Below are 13,299 nucleotides of genomic sequence, written 5' to 3'. Positions count from 1 at the left end.
CGGGGCGCGCCCCGATCTCAGGAGTACGTGCCCGGCGTGATCAGCCCGGTCTCGTAGGCCAGCACCACGGCCTGCACGCGGTCGCGCAGCCCCAGCTTGGTCAGCACGTTGCCGACGTGGGTCTTGACCGTCGTCTCGCTCACCACGAGCTTGGCCGCGATCTCCGCGTTGGACATGCCCTTGGCGATCAGCCGCAGCACCTCCAGCTCCCGCTCCGTCAGCCGGTCCAGCCGCGCCGGAGCGGGCTGCTCGTACGCCGACGGCAGCCGCTTGGAGAACCTGTCGAGCAGCCGCCGCGTCACGCTGGGCGCCACGATCGCGTCGCCCGCCGCCACCACCCGGATCGCCTGCACCAGCTCGTCGGGCGGCACGTCCTTCAGCAGGAACCCGGACGCGCCCGAGCGCAGCGCCTCCACGATGTACTCGTCGAGGTCGAACGTCGTCAGCACCAGCACCTTCGGCACGTGCGCCGTCGGCGCCGCCTCCCGCACGATCCTGCGGGTCGCCTCGATGCCGTCGACGCCCGGCATGCGGATGTCCATCAGCACCACGTCGGGCAGCAGCGCCCGCGTCTGCTCCATGGCGTCCTTGCCGTCGCCGGCCTGCCCCACCACCGTGATGTCGGACTCGGCCTCCAGAATCAGGCGGAATCCCGTGCGCAGCAGCGGCTGGTCGTCCACCAGCAGCACTCTGATCGTCATTGGCCGTCCTTCAACGGGAATCTCGCCCGCACTTCGAAACCGCCCCCCGGTAGCGGACCGATGTTGAGGATTCCACCATAGAGTGCGACCCGTTCGCGAATGCCCACCAAACCGTGCCCTGACCGCCGGGACACCCCGGCCGCCCCCAGCCCGTCGTCCTCCACCCGTACGTCCAGCTCACGGGGGTCGTGGCGGACGGTCACCACGGCCTTGGCCCCCGCCCCCGCGTGCCGCAGGCTGTTCGTCAGCCCCTCCTGGGCCAGCCGGTAGGCGGCCAGGTCGATCCCGGCGGGCAGCGGCCGCGGCTCGCCCTCCACGACCAGCCGGGCCGGCAGCCCCGCCTCGCGCATCTGCTCCACCAGCGCGGGCAGGTCCTGCACGCCGGGCTGCGGGCCCAGCTCGGCGCGGGCGTCGGTACGCAGGACGCCGACGATGTTGCGCATCTCCGTCATCGCCATCCGGCCGGTGTGCTCGATCGCCGACAGCGCCTCGCGCGCCAGGTCGGGATCGGAGGCCAGCACCCTGCGCGCCGCGGCCGCCTGCACGGTCATCACGCTGACGTGGTGGGCCACCACGTCGTGCAGCTCGCGGGCGATCCGCGAGCGCTCCTCGGCGCGGGCCGCCCTCGTGTCGGCCGCGCGCGCCCGCTCCAGCCGCTCCGCCCGGTCCTTGAGCTCGTCCAGGTACGCCCGCCGCAACCGCAGGCTCCGCCCCGCGCCCCACACCGCCACCAGCACCACGGCCACCACGACGTGCTCGCTCCAGCTCGTCGCCCTGACCGGGCCCGCCAGGGTGCCCAGCGCGTACGTCACCAGCGAGATCAGCAGCCCCGCCAGCGCCATCGCCAGCCCGCGGTAGGAGGCCACCGAGTACAGCAGCATCAGCCCGGCCAGCCCCGAGATCCCGGTCCCGTAGCCGAGCACGCCCAGCAGCGTCTCGGGCACCAGCTCCGCGCACATCGCCGCCAGCGGCCACCGCCTGCGCGCCGCCAGGGGCACGCACGCCAGCACCACCAGGACCCCGCCCAGCGGGTCGGGCGCGCGCATGCCGTCCACCGCCAGGCCCTGCGCCGCCAGCCGGCTGGGACCGTAGAACACGAACATCGCCACCGACGCCGCGGCCACCACCCCGGCGAGCACCGTGTCGTGGAACGTGGTCCGGTCTATGCGCACCGCTTCACTGTAGGCCCAGGTGAAAACCCGTAACCTCCTCCCTCGGGAGGATTACCGCCCATACACCCTCAAACCCCCGCGCCCGCGGAACCGGCGACGGCGGCCCGCCCGGTTGTCGGCAGTGCGCCCGCCCGGCCTGCGCGCCGTACGCGTGGCGCCGGGTGGGTCAGAGCTCGTCGGTGGCGGCGCGGCGGTGCGAGCGGGTGGTGTCGCCCGGCCGGCGGGCGGGGGTCGGCGGGGGTGTGCCGCCGAACTCCGGGCACAGGGCCTGGTGGTCGCACCAGTCGCACAGGCGGCTGCGGCGGGCCCGCCACTCGCCGGACTCCAGCGACCGCTCGATCGCCGTCCACAGCGCCATCACCTTGCGCTCGGTGGCCAGCAGGTCGGCCTCGTCCGGGGCGTAGCGCAGCACCTCGCCCTGCCCGCCCAGGTAGACCAGCTGCAGCAGCCGGGGCACCTGGCCGCGCAGCCGCCACAGCACCAGGGCGTAGAACTTCATCTGGAACAGCGCCTTGGCCTCGAAGTCGGGCCCCGGCGCGCTGCCCGTCTTGTAGTCGACCACCCGGACCTCGCCGGTCGGCGCCACGTCGAGCCGGTCGACGTAGCCGCGCAGCATCAGCCCCCCGTCGAGGACCGCCTCGACGTAGAGCTCGCGCTCGGCGGGCTCCAGCCGCGTCGGGTCCTCCAGCGTGAAGTAGCGCTCCAGCATGCCGCGCGCCTGGACCAGCCACTCGGCCTGCTCGGTCTCGTCGGCGAACATCTCAGCGTATTGTGAGTCCTCCTCCAGCAGCCGCTGCCACTGCGGCTCCAGGAGCTCCAGCGCCGCCTGGACCGAGCGCCGCGGCGCCGGGAGGTCGTAGAGGCGCTCCAGGACCGCGTGCACCACCGTGCCCCGCACCGCGGCCTGCGAGGGCTTCTCGGGGAGCTGGTCGATCACCCGGAAGCGGTAGAGCAGCGGGCAGGTCATGAAATCGCCCGCCCGGGAGGGGGAGAGAGCTCCGATGATCACCGGTTCGGTCAACGTCATGCACGCACTCTAGGTCAAGACCCCGACAGAATAGCCTTCGTGCCACGATGATCGCCCGATTCGGCGCGTAGCATCAAGGCAGCAACAGCACGTAATGGACGTTCAAGGAGTGCGGTGAGCGAGCAGAGCCCGCGGCGGGAGTTCTCCGGTCTTCGGATGGGGAAGCCGTTCGGCATTCCGGTGTACGTCTCGTGGACATGGTTCATCGTGGCGGCGTTCATCACCTGGGCGTTCGAGCGCCAGGTGAGCCGGATGCTGCCCGAGCTCGACAGCACGGCCGCCTACGCGGTCGCGTTCGCGTTCGCGGTGCTCCTGTACGTGTCGGTGCTGCTGCACGAGCTGGCCCACAGCGTGCTGGCCAAGTACTACGGCCTGCCGGTGCGCAGGATCACGCTCTACCTGCTCGGCGGCGTCTCGGAGATCGAGAAGGAGCCGCCCACGCCGGCCAAGGAGTTCCTGGTCGCCGCGGCGGGGCCGGCGCTGTCGCTGGGCCTGGCCGGGCTCGGCCTGGCCGCCGACACCTACGTGATCAACGGCGGCGGCATCCCCGAGGTGCTCATCTGGCAGCTGTGGGTGGCCAACCTCATCGTCGGCGTGTTCAACCTGCTGCCCGGCCTGCCCCTGGACGGCGGCCGGATGCTCCGCGCCGGCGTCTGGAAGCTGACCAAGAACCCCAGCTCCGGCACCATCGTCGCCGCCTGGGGCGGCCGCGTGCTGGCCGTGCTGCTCGTCGTGTTCTCGATCGCCACGGCCCTGCAGGGCGGCCAGGTGAGCGACACGATGGACCTGGTGTGGCCGTTCGTGCTGGCGTCGTTCATCTGGCTCGGCGCGAGCCAGTCGCTGCGCGTGGCCAAGATCCGCGCCAGGATTCCGCAGGTCAACGCCCGCGCGCTGGCGCGCAGGGCGATCCCGGTGACCGCCGAGACGCCGCTGTCGGAGGCGCTGCGGCAGGCCGCCGAGCGCAATGCGGGCGCCCTCGTCGTGATCGGCCACGACGGCGAGCCCCTGGCGATCGTGAACGAGGCCGCCGTCCAGGCCACCCCCGAGCACCGCCGCCCCTGGGTGAGCGCCGGCTCGGTCGCCAAGTCCCTGGAGCCCACCATGGTGCTCGCGGCCGACCTCAACGGAGAGCCGCTCATCGACGCCATGCGCGAGGCCCCGGGCAGCGAGTACCTCCTGGTGGAACGGGGCGGCGAGATCTACGGGGTGCTCGCCACGGCCGACGTGAACCGGGTTTTCACGGGCGTCTGATTTGTCCCACTCGTTTAAGCGGCGGGCCATGGATAGGGTCGTGTCCAGCAGTTTCGGGCGGCCGGAGCCGACTCCGGCCGGTTACTGCGATGTGACGACTGGCCGATAGTGTTCTGTTTGGCCAGACTTGCACAGTTGAGGGGTTTGTCGCGGGCCACCGGTTCACCGAATCGAGATGACGTGGCCGCGGCACGGCCCCTTCGTCTGGGTATGCGTATGGCTGGTGGCCAGCACGGCAGTGCGGGTGCCGTAAATTCGCCGGCTTCCGGGGAGGAGAAATGAGTGACCGAGCGCAGCGAGGGCACCGATGAGCAGCGCAGCGCCGTCGTCATGAGGGAGGACGCATGACCGACCAAGGCTTCGGAGTGGTGCGTCCGCTTCCCGGTAACGGGCTGGTCGCCTACGCGGGCGGGCTGCTGCTGGTGTGCGACGCCGGCGAGGCCGCGGCCGACGACCTGCTCGACGCCCTGCGCGAGACGGCCGCCTCCGGCGGCGACGGGCGGGCGCTGGCCCGCCGCGCCGCTCAGGTGCTCGCGGCCAACATGGCCGGCGACCCGGCCACCTGTGCCGTCGCCGGCCGGGTCGGAGAAGGCGTGGCCGTCCTGGTCAGCGGCTCGGCCGCGGCCACCATCGCCACCCCGGGCGGTGAGACGCGGCTGGCCGGCAGCGACTCGCTGACCTGGGCCGACCGGCTCGTCACCGGGCCCGTCGAGCGGGTGGAGCTGAGCCTGCCCGGCGCCGGCACCCCGCACCCCGCGGTCCGCTTCGACGGCGGCGTGGTCCACGGCGGCGGCGTCGTGGGCGACCTCACCGAGCGGTCCTCGGCGCCCGCCCCGTCCAGGCCGCTCACCAGCGAGATGCCCGCCACGGCCATCCACCTCGAGGCCGACCTGGTCCCGCAGCCGCCCGCGCCGGTGGAGCGCCCGCCCTACCCGCTGGCCGATCAGCCGCCGGTCGTGCCGGGGCCGCCGTCGGGCCCGCAGTCCGCGCCGGTGCTGGAGCAGCCGCCCTACCTCCCGTCCCAGGACCAGCCGCCGTACGGGCCGCCCCAGGATCAGCCGCCGTACGGGCCGCCCCAGGACCAGCCGCCCTACCACACGCCGCAGGAGCAGCCGGCCCCCTTCTTCGCGCCGCCGCAGGAGCAGCCGCCGCCGCTGCCGGAGCCGCAGCAGTTCCCCTCCTACGACGAGCCGCCGCCTCCCGGCAACGGCGTGGCCGACCAGCCGATGCCGCAGCACCTGGGCCCGCCCGACCACTTCGACCAGCCCGCGCCGCCCCTGCTCGGCCCGCCCGACCACTTCGACCACCCGGGCCAGCCGCCGCAGGAGCAGCAGCAGGACCACGGCGACCGGCCCCTGGTCTACGGCGTCGACTGCAAGAACGACCACTTCAACGACCCCCGCTCGCCCTACTGCGCGGTCTGCGGCATCGCGCTGGTGCAGCGCACCCTCGTCCCCTACAAGGGGCCGCGCCCGTCGCTCGGGGTGCTCATCCTCGACGACGGCACCGCGCTGCCGCTGGAGAGCGACTACCTGCTGGGCCGCGACCCCGAGCGGGCGCCCGAGGTGGCCGGCGGCACCGCCAGGCCCGCCAAGGTGACCAGCCCGGACGGCTCGGTGTCGCGCCGCCACCTGCGGGTGGCGCTCGACGGCTGGGACGTCAACCTGGTCGACCTCGGCTCGGTCAACGGCACCCAGATCCAGCCGCCCGGCGACCCCAACTTCTACGACATCCCGCCCAACGAGCCGGTCACCATCGCCCCCGGGACGACGGTCCGGGTCGGCGTCTCCCGCACGCTCCGCTTCGAGGCGCACCGGGGATGACCCCGCCGCCGGAACGCCCGCGTCCCCGTCCGGGGCCGCGGGCTTTTCCGTACGCCGCCAGTAACGCCATGATTTATTGATAAATGGCCAAATATCCGCAAAATCTTTGGACAAATGAGGCGGGCGGGAAGTGGTCATTTCCCGCCCGATCCGGGCCGGCGACCGGCCGTCCCTTATCCCGGGATCCGGTCGCCTGCAACGGGCAGGTGCGGCGGCTGCGCCGGGCAGAACGCCCGTACCCCGCGTAACAGCCGTACCGCCGCCTCCAGCCCGCTCGCGGCCTCCAGCGCCCGCCCGGCGGCGGTCGCGAAGCGGCTCAGCAGGTGCTCGTCCCCGTCGCCGAACCCTCGCCCGGCGACCCACACGAACGTGTGGTCCCGCGTCGCCAGCGGCAGGGGAGTGGCCAGGAAGCCCGGCTCGCCCACCGCCGCGTCGCGCGCCAGCCGGACCGTCGCCGGCACGGTCGCCAGCTCCTTCAGCACCCCCGACCCGGCCAGCCACCGGCGCACGCGCTGGGGATCGCCGGGAGGGGCGTGGGTGTGGATCGCGTCGGCTTCCAGCCGCAGGGCGTCCACGCGCACGAATCCCGCGTAGGCCGTGCCCGTGACGGCGGCGGCGGTACGCGCCAGCCGGTCGAGCAGGTCGACGGCCTCCAGGCAGGAGAACGAGGCGATGAGTTCACGCATGGCGGCATCGGCATGGTCGTATGACATCGCGGTGCTCCCTCGGGGGGAGAAGAGATCGCGCGGCCCGATCGCGCGAAACTGAAGTGCGGCTGCCCTGACTATCACCCCCGACGCGGCTCCTGACCAGCCCTCAACAGGAAATCGGGATTTCTGCCCCCTCCGGGCCCGCGGGCCTCACTCGGGACGCAGCACCGACCACGCCAGGTCGTCCACCCGCGTCCCGTCCGCCTTGACGAACAGCCCCCGGTGCACGCCCTCCCGGGTGAACCCGGCCCGCTCCAGCACCGCGTGCGAGGCCGCGTTGCCCGGCTCGGTGCCGGCCACGATCCGGTGCAGCGCCGTGTTCGCGAACGCCCAGTCCACCAGCAGCCTGACCGCCCGCGTCATGAACCCCTTGCCCCGGAACTCGGGCACCAGCGAGTAGCCCACCATGGCCTGCCCCAGCGAGGGGACGACGTGCGCCAGCTGGATGTGCCCGGCGAACGCCCCCGACGCCGCGTCCCTGACGGCCAGCTCGATCCGCTGCCCCGACACCCACCAGTAGCCGGTGTAGCGGCAGCGCCGCTCGTGCTCCTCCAGCGTGCCCGTCGGCCCGAAGTGATAGGCCGCCACCGTCGGGTCGGCCAGCATCCGGTGGAAGTCGCCGGCGTCCGTCACGGCCATCGGCACCAGCCGCACCACGCCGTCGCACAGCTCCCCGTCCGCGAAGAACGGCAGGTACGGCTCCGCCGCCACCGGGTCCCCCGCCAGCCGGGCGAAGGTGACCATGTCGACGTAGCGGCCGTCGCGCAGCCGCTTGGCGTCCCGCCGGCGCCCCTCCTCGAGGAAGCCGGCCTTGACGGCCACCCGCAGGCTCGCCACGTTCTCCACCGCGGCCTGCAGCTCGACCCTGCGCACCCCGTGGTCGAACAGCCAGTCGGTGACCGCCCTGGCCGCCGTCGCCGCGACGTTCCTGCCCCGCGCCCACGGCGCCACCATGTAGCCGATCGAGGCCACGCCCCAGTGATCGGGCGGCACGACCCCGACGGAGCCCACGTACCCGCCGTCCTGCGTGATCACGTACTCCGCGCCGCCGCTCGCCCACTTCGCCGCCGCCTTCTCCAGGAAGTCGTGGGCGTCCTCCGCCCGGTACGGCGACGGCAACGCCGGCAGGAACCGGGCGGTCACCGGGTCGTTGCACACTTTCACGATCGCCTCGACGTCCTCCTGCGCGGGAGGCCGGAGAATCAGGGGACCGGTGGAGATCACGTCGCGCGGAAGCATCCCCCATAGATACCGTGCGTCCGGACGCCCTCGAAAGCCCTATAACCTTGCGGCCATGGGTTTCCGCAGGCATGGGCCTTTCCAGGCGGGGGATCAGGTGCAGCTCACCGACCCCAAGAACAAACGCCACACGATCACGCTCAAAGAGGACGGCGTCTTCCACACCCACAAGGGCGCCATCCCGCACAGCGACCTGATCGGGCAGCCTGAGGGTTCCGTCGTGCGCTCCTCGGGAGGCACCCAGTACCTCGCCTTCCGCCACCTGCTGCAGGACTACACGCTGGCCATGCCGCGCGGCGCGGCCGTCATCTACCCCAAGGACGCCTCGATGATCGTCGGCATGGCCGACGTCTTCCCGGGCGCGCGGGTGATCGAGGCCGGTGTCGGCTCCGGCGCGCTGACGTGCTTCCTGCTGCGCGCCGTCGGCCCCGACGGGCACGTCACCTCCTACGAACGGCGCCAGGAGTTCGCCGACGTGGCGAGCAAGAACGTGGAGAAGTTCTTCGGCGGCCCCATGGACGACAACTGGCGCCTGGTGGTCGGCGACCTGGTCGCCTCCATCGACGAGAGCGACGTCGACCGGGTCATCCTCGACATGCTCGCCCCGTGGGAGTGCGTCGACGCCGCCGCCAAGGCGCTCACCCCGGGCGGCGTGATCTGCTGTTACGTCGCCACGACCACGCAGTTGTCCAAGACGGTCGAGACGATTCGCGATCACGGGTGTTTCACGGAGCCGCATGCGTGGGAGACCCTGGTTCGCGACTGGCACGTCGAAGGACTCGCGGTGAGACCGGATCATCGGATGATCGGCCACACGGGGTTCCTGGTCACCGCCCGCCGCATGGCGGACGGAGTGACGCCCCCGCCGAGACGCCGTCGACCGAAGGGGACCACCGAAGAACTATGACAATTTGGCCACGAGGGTGCGTTGGTGCGTGACACGGGAACAGATTCCCGTGTGCATGTGCTGGGAGTATTAAACGCACTATTGAGGATTATTCACCGAATACTGAATGTCACTCTACGAACACTGCCCGGCCAGGTTACGGAGGGGCCCGAGATAGGTAAGGTCCTTAGTAGTCGCCCTCGACTGGGAAGGAGGTGACGGGCGTGGCAGCTCGCGATGATGCTGAGGCTCGAGCCGCGCAGCGCGAACGGGAGGTCGCTGATCTTTCAACACAGGTCTCCTTCCTCCAGGAGGAGATCACCGCGCTGAGGCGGAAGCTGGCCGAGTCACCCCGTCAGGCCAGGGTCCTCGAAGAGCGTCTTCATGAGGCGCAGGCGAATCTCGCGGCCGTGACCGGCCAGAACGAACGCCTGGTCGCCACACTGAAGGAGGCCCGGGACCAAATCGTCGCCCTCAAGGAGGAGGTCGACCGGCTGGCGCAGCCGCCATCCGGTTTCGGCACCTTCCTCGAGGCCAGAGAAGACGGCACCATCGAGGTGTTCACCGGTGGCCGCAAGCTCCGGGTGAACGTCAGCCCTGCCGTCGACATCGACTCGCTGCGGCGTGGCCAGGAGGTCATGCTCAACGAAGCGCTCAACGTGGTCGAAGCCCTCGGCTACGAAGAGGTCGGCGAGATCGTCATGCTGAAAGAACTGCTCGACGAGGGCAAGCGGGCCCTGGTCATCTCGCACGCCGACGAAGAGCGCGTCGTGCGGCTGGCCGAGTCGCTGGTCGGCCAGCCCATCAGGGCCGGCGACTCGCTCCTGCTCGAGCCGCGCTCCGGCTACGTCTACGAGCGCATTCCCAAGTCCGAAGTCGAAGAGCTCGTCCTCGAGGAGGTCCCCGACATCTCCTACGAGGAGATCGGCGGCCTCGGCAGGCAGATCGAGCAGATCAGGGACGCCATCGAGCTGCCCTACCTGCACGCCGACCTGTTCCGCGAGCACAAGCTCCGGCCCCCCAAGGGCGTGCTGCTGTACGGCCCGCCCGGATGCGGCAAGACGCTCATCGCCAAGGCGGTCGCCAACTCCCTGGCCAAGCAGGTCGCGGAGAAGACCGGCCAGTCCGGCAAGAGCTTCTTCCTCAACATCAAGGGCCCCGAGCTGCTCAACAAGTACGTCGGCGAGACCGAGCGGCACATCCGCCTGGTCTTCCAGCGGGCCCGGGAGAAGGCCTCCGAGGGCACCCCGGTGATCGTGTTCTTCGACGAGATGGACTCGATCTTCCGCACCCGAGGCTCCGGCGTGTCCTCCGACGTGGAGAACACCATCGTCCCTCAGCTGCTGTCGGAGATCGACGGCGTCGAGGGCCTGGAGAACGTCATCGTCATCGGCGCCTCCAACCGCGAGGACATGATCGACCCGGCGATCCTGCGGCCCGGCCGCCTGGACGTCAAGATCAAGATCGAGCGGCCGGACGCCGAGGCGGCCAAGGACATCTTCTCCAAGTACCTCATCGCCGACCTGCCGCTGCACCCGGACGACCTGACGGAGCACGCCGACTCCCGCGAGGGCACCATCCAGGGCATGATCCAGAGCGTCGTCGAGCGCATGTACACCGAGAGCGAGGAAAACCGCTTCCTCGAGGTGACCTACGCCAACGGCGACAAGGAAGTCCTCTACTTCAAGGACTTCAACTCCGGCGCGATGATCCAGAACATCGTCGACCGCGGCAAGAAGATGGCCATCAAGCAGTTCCTCGAAACCGGCCAGAAGGGCCTGCGGGTGCAGCACCTGCTCACGGCCTGCGTGGACGAGTTCTCCGAGAACGAGGACCTGCCCAACACCACCAACCCCGACGACTGGGCCCGCATCTCCGGCAAGAAGGGTGAGCGGATCGTCTACATCCGCACGCTCGTCTCCGGCAAGCAGGGCACCGAAGCCGGCCGGTCCATCGACACCGTCGCCAACACCGGCCAGTACCTGTAGAACCCTCGGACGGGAGGGCCCGCCGCGGCCCTCCCGTCCGCATGTCCGGGCCCCGCCGCGGCGGGCGGCGCGACGACCCGGGCGGCGACCCGGAGGCGACTCAGGGGTGACCCGGGGGCGACCCGGGGGCGACACGGCCGATACGCATGCACGCCGCCCCGATCAGGCGCACACTGGGCTGATGACCACGCTCAAACGAGTAGACGTGCACGTCGAAGGCGTCGTCCAGGGCGTCGGCTTCCGTCCCTTCGTGCACGCGCTCGCCCGCCGGCTGGGTCTGGCCGGGCGCGTGCACAATGACGTCAACGGCGTGCACATCGAGGTCGAAGGCGCCCTGGCGGGCGTCGAGGAGTTCCTGACCGCGCTCGAACGCGACGCGCCCGCCCTGTCCGAGATCGAACGCGTCACCGTCGTCAGCGCCCGCCCCACCGGCCACAACGGCTTCACCATCGCCGCCGGCCTCCCGTCGGGCCCGCTGCGCCCCCTCGTCCGGGCCGACGGGGCCACCTGCGACGACTGCCTGCGCGAGCTGGCCGACCCCGCCGACCGCCGCCACGGCTACCCGTTCATCAACTGCGCCAACTGCGGGCCCCGCTTCACGATCGTGCGCGGCGTCCCGTACGACCGGCCGCTGACCACCATGGCCGGCTTCGGCATGTGCCAGGCGTGCGCCGCCGAGTACCACGACCCCGGCAACCGCCGCCACCACGCCCAGCCCACCTGCTGCCCCGCCTGCGGGCCCCGGCTGCGGCTGCGCGACGCCCGCGGCACCGAGCTGTGCGGCGACCCCGTCGCCGGCGCCGTCACCCTGCTGCGCGCCGGGCGCGTCGTCGCCGTCAAGGGCCTCGGCGGCTTCCACCTCGCCGTGCCCGCCGCCGACGAGCAGGCCGCCGCCCTGCTGCGCGGCCGCAAGCACCGCGAGGAGCAGCCGTTCGCCGTCATGGCGGCCGACCTGGCGCAGGCGCGGCGGCTGTGCGAGATCGACGAGCACGCCGCCGAGCTGCTCACCGGCCGCGCCCGGCCCATCGTGCTGCTGCCCCGCCTGCCCGGCGCCCCCGTCGCCGCCTCCGTGGCGCCCGCCACCCGCAGCCTCGGCCTCATGCTGCCCTACACGGCCCTGCACCACCTCCTGCTCGCCGAGCTCGCCGAGCCCATGGTCCTCACCGGCGGCAACGTCTCCGGCGAGCCCATCGCCTACGAGGACGACGACGCGCTGACCCGCCTGAGCGGCATCGCCGACGCCTTCCTCATCCACGACCGCCCCATCCACGTCCGCGCCGACGACTCGGTCGTGCGGCCCATGGCCGGCGAGGTGACCGTGCTGCGCCGGGCCCGCGGGTACGCGCCCGAGCCGCTGGCGATGCGCTGGCCCGCGCCCCGGCCGGTGCTCGCCTGCGGCGCCGAGCTGAAGAGCACCTTCTGCCTGGCCGAAGGGCGGCGCGCGTTCGTCTCCCAGCACATCGGCAACCTGGAGAACCAGGAGACGCTGCGCTCGTTCGTCGAGAGCATCGACCACTTCTGCGGCCTGTTCGGCATCCGGCCCGAGGTCGTGGCGCACGACCTGCACCCCGGCTACCTGTCCACCCGGCACGCCATGGAGATCCACGGCGTCCAGCTCCTCGGCGTCCAGCACCACCACGCCCACATCGCCTCCTGCCTGGCCGACAACGGCGACCCCGGGCCCGTGCTCGGCGTGGCCCTCGACGGGCTCGGCCACGGCCCCGACGGCACCCTGTGGGGCGGCGAGTTCCTGCGCGCCGACCTGACCTCCTACGAACGCCTCGGCCACCTCGCCCAGGTCCCCATGCCGGGCGGGAGCGCCGCCGTCCGGCAGCCCTGGCGCATGGCCGCCGCCTACCTCGGCGACGACCACCCCGGCCTCGACGTGACCCGCCTGGACGTGGCCCGCCGCAATCCCTGGGCCGACGCCCTCCGGCTCGCCCCCGGCTCCCCGCTGACCTCCAGCGCGGCCCGCCTCTTCGACGCCGTCGCGGCGCTGCTCGGCGTCCGCGACAAGATCACCTACGCGGGGCAGGCCGTCGTCGAGCTCGAACAGCACGCCGACCCGGCCGAGCGCGGCACGTACGAGGCCGGGATCACCCACGGCGACCTGCTCGTCGTGCAGGCCGCCGACCTCGTCCGGGCCGCCGCCGCGGACCTGGCGGCCGGGACCGGCACCCGCGCCATCGCCGGCCGCTTCCACAACGGCCTCGCCGACGCCGTCGCCCGCGCCTGCGACACCCTCCGCGCCGCCACCGGGCTGACCGCGGTGGCGCTGTCGGGCGGGATGTTCCAGAACGCGCTGCTGCTGGAGGCCACCGTGGCCCGGCTGCGGGCGGCCGGGTTCCGGGTGCTCAAGCACGTGCGGGTGCCGCCCGGCGACGGCGGCGTCAGCCTCGGCCAGGCCGCCGTCGCCGCCGCCCGCGACCGCGCCTGACCGGCTGCCCCCTGCTCTCCTCGTGCTCTTGTTCCGGCGGAGTGGCGGGCCGGGGAGAGCAGCGG

10 protein-coding genes are annotated in these 13,299 nt (G+C 72.1%); 5 read left to right on the top strand and 5 right to left on the bottom strand.

Annotated features, from left to right (window positions below; genetic code table 11):
• Nucleotides 1-17: 17 nt before the first annotated feature.
• The 3 genes from H4W80_RS14490 to H4W80_RS14480 all read right to left on the bottom strand — a co-directional run bounded on the left by H4W80_RS14490 (nt 18) and on the right by H4W80_RS14480 (nt 2,900).
• Entirely contained in the window at nt 18-701 is a 684-nt protein-coding gene (locus tag H4W80_RS14490) for a response regulator (RefSeq protein ID WP_192785575.1), read from the bottom strand.
• Nucleotides 698-1,873 (bottom strand): sensor histidine kinase, encoded by a 1,176-nt coding sequence (locus H4W80_RS14485; RefSeq protein WP_318786862.1) that lies wholly within the window; start codon nt 1,871-1,873, stop codon nt 698-700. Before H4W80_RS14485 ends, H4W80_RS14490 begins: the two co-directional genes overlap by 4 nt.
• Nucleotides 1,874-2,039: 166 nt before the next feature.
• A complete protein-coding gene (locus tag H4W80_RS14480; RefSeq protein ID WP_192785574.1) occupies nt 2,040-2,900 on the bottom strand; it encodes a RecB family exonuclease in 861 nt (286 codons plus the stop codon).
• A 114-nt stretch (nt 2,901-3,014) separates the two neighbouring features.
• On the opposite strand from H4W80_RS14480, the gene H4W80_RS14475 reads away from it, so the two are divergent.
• Both H4W80_RS14475 and H4W80_RS14470 read left to right on the top strand, forming a co-directional pair.
• Nucleotides 3,015-4,151: a site-2 protease family protein gene (locus tag H4W80_RS14475; protein ID WP_192785573.1), complete on the top strand. Its 1,137-nt coding sequence runs from the start codon at nt 3,015-3,017 to the stop codon at nt 4,149-4,151.
• A 344-nt stretch (nt 4,152-4,495) separates the two neighbouring features.
• Nucleotides 4,496-5,974 (top strand): FHA domain-containing protein, encoded by a 1,479-nt coding sequence (locus tag H4W80_RS14470; protein WP_192785572.1) that lies wholly within the window; start codon nt 4,496-4,498, stop codon nt 5,972-5,974.
• A gap of 173 nt (nt 5,975-6,147) precedes the next feature.
• Here the strand turns inward: H4W80_RS14470 and H4W80_RS14465 are convergent, their stop codons facing one another.
• Both H4W80_RS14465 and H4W80_RS14460 read right to left on the bottom strand, forming a co-directional pair.
• Nucleotides 6,148-6,687, bottom strand: a complete 540-nt coding sequence (locus tag H4W80_RS14465; protein ID WP_192785571.1) for a hypothetical protein — start codon at nt 6,685-6,687, stop codon at nt 6,148-6,150.
• 147 nt (nt 6,688-6,834) lie between these two features.
• A complete protein-coding gene (locus tag H4W80_RS14460) occupies nt 6,835-7,923 on the bottom strand; it encodes a GNAT family N-acetyltransferase (RefSeq protein ID WP_192785570.1) in 1,089 nt (362 codons plus the stop codon).
• A 55-nt stretch (nt 7,924-7,978) separates the two neighbouring features.
• Here H4W80_RS14460 and H4W80_RS14455 point away from each other — a divergent pair, with 55 nt between their 5' ends.
• From H4W80_RS14455 to hypF, 3 genes are all read left to right on the top strand, one after another.
• On the top strand, nt 7,979-8,830 hold the full coding sequence (locus H4W80_RS14455) for a tRNA (adenine-N1)-methyltransferase (RefSeq protein WP_192785569.1): 852 nt from the start codon (nt 7,979-7,981) through the stop codon (nt 8,828-8,830).
• Between the two features lie 194 nt (nt 8,831-9,024).
• Nucleotides 9,025-10,797 carry a proteasome ATPase gene (arc, locus tag H4W80_RS14450; protein WP_318786861.1) on the top strand — a complete coding sequence of 591 codons (1,773 nt, stop codon included), beginning with the start codon at nt 9,025-9,027 and terminating at the stop codon, nt 10,795-10,797.
• A gap of 181 nt (nt 10,798-10,978) precedes the next feature.
• Nucleotides 10,979-13,234 (top strand): carbamoyltransferase HypF, encoded by a 2,256-nt coding sequence (hypF, locus tag H4W80_RS14445; RefSeq protein ID WP_192785567.1) that lies wholly within the window; start codon nt 10,979-10,981, stop codon nt 13,232-13,234.
• The last annotated feature ends 65 nt before the right edge of the window (nt 13,235-13,299 follow it).

The organism is Nonomuraea angiospora, from assembly GCF_014873145.1.
Lineage (GTDB): Bacteria > Actinomycetota > Actinomycetes > Streptosporangiales > Streptosporangiaceae > Nonomuraea > Nonomuraea angiospora.
The sequence above is the reverse complement of the archived record's forward strand: the minus strand, read 5'-3'. Positions and strand labels throughout refer to the sequence as shown.

Bases quoted from the DNA above. Each gene is read 5' to 3' on its own strand.
- hypF (WP_192785567.1), top strand. From the start codon at position 10,979: ATGACCACGCTCAAACGAGTAGACGTGCACGTCGAAGGCGTCGTCCAG.
- H4W80_RS14470 (WP_192785572.1), top strand. From the start codon at position 4,496: ATGACCGACCAAGGCTTCGGAGTGGTGCGTCCGCTTCCCGGTAACGGG.
- H4W80_RS14480 (WP_192785574.1), bottom strand. From the start codon at position 2,900: ATGACGTTGACCGAACCGGTGATCATCGGAGCTCTCTCCCCCTCCCGG.
- H4W80_RS14455 (WP_192785569.1), top strand. From the start codon at position 7,979: ATGGGTTTCCGCAGGCATGGGCCTTTCCAGGCGGGGGATCAGGTGCAG.
- H4W80_RS14490 (WP_192785575.1), bottom strand. From the start codon at position 701: ATGACGATCAGAGTGCTGCTGGTGGACGACCAGCCGCTGCTGCGCACG.
- H4W80_RS14465 (WP_192785571.1), bottom strand. From the start codon at position 6,687: ATGTCATACGACCATGCCGATGCCGCCATGCGTGAACTCATCGCCTCG.
- H4W80_RS14460 (WP_192785570.1), bottom strand. From the start codon at position 7,923: ATGCTTCCGCGCGACGTGATCTCCACCGGTCCCCTGATTCTCCGGCCT.